Annotated in this window: 3 protein-coding genes and 1 pseudogene; 3 read left to right on the forward strand and 1 reads right to left on the reverse strand. The window is 41.0% G+C overall.

Annotated features, from left to right (window positions below; translation table 11 throughout):
• From G4P69_RS33610 to G4P69_RS33620, 3 genes and pseudogenes are all read left to right on the forward strand, one after another.
• Positions 1-401 (forward strand): annotated as a pseudogene (locus tag G4P69_RS33610) (ferredoxin--NADP reductase); the annotation flags it as partial.
• A gap of 103 nt (positions 402-504) precedes the next feature.
• Positions 505-1,854 carry a homoserine dehydrogenase gene (locus G4P69_RS33615; protein WP_208354196.1) on the forward strand — a complete coding sequence of 450 codons (1,350 nt, stop codon included), beginning with the start codon at positions 505-507 and terminating at the stop codon, positions 1,852-1,854.
• Positions 1,855-2,020: 166 nt separating this feature from the next.
• Positions 2,021-3,115 (forward strand): S-layer homology domain-containing protein, encoded by a 1,095-nt coding sequence (locus tag G4P69_RS33620; RefSeq protein WP_208354198.1) that lies wholly within the window; start codon positions 2,021-2,023, stop codon positions 3,113-3,115.
• A 232-nt stretch (positions 3,116-3,347) separates the two neighbouring features.
• On the opposite strand, the gene G4P69_RS39695 is transcribed toward G4P69_RS33620, so the two are convergent.
• Positions 3,348-3,498 (reverse strand): CAAD domain-containing protein (locus G4P69_RS39695; protein ID WP_243903127.1); only part of this gene is annotated, 151 nt, incomplete at its 5' end.

The raw sequence follows: 3,498 nt of genomic DNA on the forward strand, positions 1-3,498 counted from the left end.
AAGATAAGGAAAGAGCCGCTAACCCAGAATACCAATTTAAAGGATTTTCTTGGTTAATATTTGGTATTCCAAAAACAGCAAACATTCTCTACAAGGAAGAACTGGAAGAAATACAAAGTCGTTATCCTGACAACTTCCGTCTCACTTACGCTATCAGCCGGGAACAGCAAAACGCCCAAGGCGGCAGAATGTATATTCAAGACCGCGTAGCAGAACATGCAGATGAACTGTGGCAATTGATTAAAAAGGAAAAAACCCATACATACATTCGCGGTTTACGAGGTATGGAAGATGGAATCGATGCTGCTTTAACAGCCGCCGCAGCCAAGGAAGGTGTAACTTGGAGTGATTACCAAAAGGATCTCAAGAAAGCAGGTCGCTGGCACGTAGAAACCTATTAATTACATTGCGGACCGCATAATATATTAAATAACCTTTTGTTAGGGGTGTATTTCCATACGCCCCTACAATTGTTTGTATAGTCTAAAATTTGGTGTAAGGCTTGTGGGTGTAAAGCTGGGAATATTAGGATTAGGAACTGTGGGGACGGGTACGGTCCAGTTGTTACTGGATAATCTAGGGCGTCACCCTTTGTTACAGGAAATAGAAATATATCGGGTGGGTGTGCGATCGCTCTCCAAGCCCCGTACAGTTGAGCTCCCAGAAGGAGTGATAACCACAGATTTAGAGAGTATTGTAACTGACCCAGCAATAGATATTGTTGTCGAAGTCTTGGGGGGACTCGAACCAGCGCGATCGCTAATATTAAAAGCCATTCGTTCTGGTAAGCATGTTGTTACTGCTAATAAAGCAGTGATCGCTCGCTACGGCGATGAAATCTTTACCCTTGCTGAGCAAGCAGGGGTATGTGTGATGTTAGAAGCTGCTGTTGGCGGTGGTATTCCAGTTATTCAACCCTTGAAGCAGTCTTTAAGTGTTAACCGCATTCATACTGTTATTGGTATTGTGAACGGGACTACTAACTACATCCTCACAAAAATGCAAACCGAAGGTAGTAGCTTTGAGGATGTCTTAGCTGATGCGCAAAAATTAGGTTATGCTGAGGCAGATCCTACGACTGATGTCGATGGATTGGACGCAGCAGATAAAATTGCTATTCTTGCATCAATAGCTAGTGGTTGTCGGGTTGATTTATCAGATGTTTATTGTGAAGGAATTCGGCAAGTCAGCAAGACAGATATTACCTATGCCGAAAAATTGGGATTTGTCATTAAACTATTGGCGATCGCTAAAAAAATAACTCCTTCTCTCTCTTCCCCTCTCTCCGTAAGGGTTCATCCTACACTGGTACCTAAAGAACATCCCCTAGCTAGTATTTACGGAGTCAACAATGCCATTCTTGTTGAAGGTGAACCAATTGGACAGGTGATGTTTTTTGGTCCTGGTGCTGGTGCTGGTGCAACAGCTAGTGCTGTATCATCAGATATTCTGAACATAGTAGCTGCCCTCAAAACCGAAAAAGCTATTAATGAAGAAATTCTTAAGCAGGAACTTGAAAATAAGCCTACATCTAAAATTGCTTTGCACAATCAATTACTAACTGCTAGACATCAGGAAGATTGTCAAATTGCACCAATAACAGAACTCGTAACGCAATTCTATGCTCGTTTTCTCACTAAAGACCAGCCTGGAGTGATTGGTAAACTAGGTACTTGCTTCGGTACTCATGGAGTTAGCTTAGAGTTAGTTGTCCAAACAGGCTTTCAGGGACAACTAGCAGAAATTGTTGTTGTTACCCACGACGTCCGAGAAGGTGATTTCCGTAAAGCTTTAACAGAAATTAGTACATTGGAAGCAATAGACAGCATCCCCAGTTTACTGCGTGTGTTATAGAAGAAAGTTGATCCATTAATGTTATATCCAGATAGCGTTGTATAATCTGCTTAACATCCAAACGCATCTGCTACTCAGTCATTTTGAATTGTCGTGGATGGTTCAATTTCAATCTCATTAGAGATTGAAAGGCAATGAAACAAAACAAAATATTACGACAACGAATATGCTTCCTTCCGATCCCAGGTCATCCGAAACAACTCCGCTTGGCTTTGATGAGTTTGTTGGTATTCTTGTTGCTTTTGCTACTATCGGAGCAGTTCTATTTTGGTCTTTTTCTCGCAAGGACGCTGACTGGAACTTAGACGGATTACTCGCGCCATCCTCTACTCCCTCTGCTTTTGCTACTGAACCTGGTTTTGGGGTAAAACCAACAGTTAGTTCAAACTTAAATGGCTCGCCATCACCTACTGTTACTGATAGTAATCAGTCTGCTAATACCTTATTAATACCAGATGCGACAACAGGTGGAGTTGTTGCGGTACCACCACAAGCTAGTACTATAAATCCTCCTAGCCAAGTGGGACCAGTCATTATTCCTCCACTATCTGGTAATATAGCTCCTAATAATCAAGTAGCACCGGTCGTTGTTCCTCCACCATCAAGTAATACTACGGAACCACAAACCGCTCCTACGGTTGAACAAATACCAACAACGACACCACCAATAGCGTTTAAAGATGTACCTGCTGACTATTGGGGTCGTCATTTTATTGATGCTCTTTCTTCACGTGGACTGATAAAAGGGTTTCCAGATAACTCTTTTAAACCAGATCTACCTGTGAGCCGAGCAGAATTCGCTGCTATTATACAGCAAGTTTCCGAGAAAAAGCTTGATAATACTCCAACAGCTTTTAAAGATATACCAGAAAAATTTTGGGCTACTCCAGCGATCTCTCAAGCAATAGGTAGTGGCTTTTTAAAAGGCTATCCTAACGGAACTTTTAATCCAGACCAAAAGATTTCGCGAGTGCAAGTTTTAGTCTCCCTTGTGAGTGGTTTAAAACTGAACCCTCCCGCTTCGGCAAATCAATTTTTAAGCATTTACAAAGATGCTAAAGATATTCCTAAATATGCTACTGATAAGGTTGCTGCTGCTACAGCGAATAATCTTGTGGTAAACCATCCAGATAAAACAGTTTTAGCTCCAAACAAAGACGTTACTCGCGCTGAAGTAGCAGCAATGGTTTATCAAACATTAGTGCAGACGGGGAAATTACAACCGCTCCAAGATCCGAATATTGTGACAGTACCTCGTTAACCTCTTTACTAAAAATGGTCAATTCAGTTCAAAATTCAAAATTGCAATCAGTGGGGGCTTGCACCCAGAATTAATTAATTCAAAATTTTTTTCTTCTTAATTTTGAATTTTGAATTTTGAATTGAAAAAATGGTCAAGATTTTTTAAATTTCCTTGACCATTTGTATAAAAGGTGATAGACGCCTGAAGCGCTTATTGAGGTATTAGTAATGGGATCTACGAAACTTCATGTTTATTCATCACCAACAACTTGTGTCTTGAGCCCTGCAATTTCATCGGTTAACTCTTGACGGGTTGAAGCTTTGAGTAAATAACGGTAAACAAACCATACGGAGTAACCGATTCCAATTAACTCAAAGGTTGGTGCTACTAGAGGGATATCG

Origin of the sequence: Aetokthonos hydrillicola CCALA 1050 (assembly GCF_017591665.1) — a bacterium.
GTDB classification, from domain to species: domain Bacteria; phylum Cyanobacteriota; class Cyanobacteriia; order Cyanobacteriales; family Nostocaceae; genus Aetokthonos; species Aetokthonos hydrillicola.

Coding starts and splice junctions, on each gene's coding strand:
- G4P69_RS33620 (WP_208354198.1), top strand. CDS start 2,021: ATGCTTCCTTCCGATCCCAGGTCATCCGAAACAACTCCGCTTGGCTTT.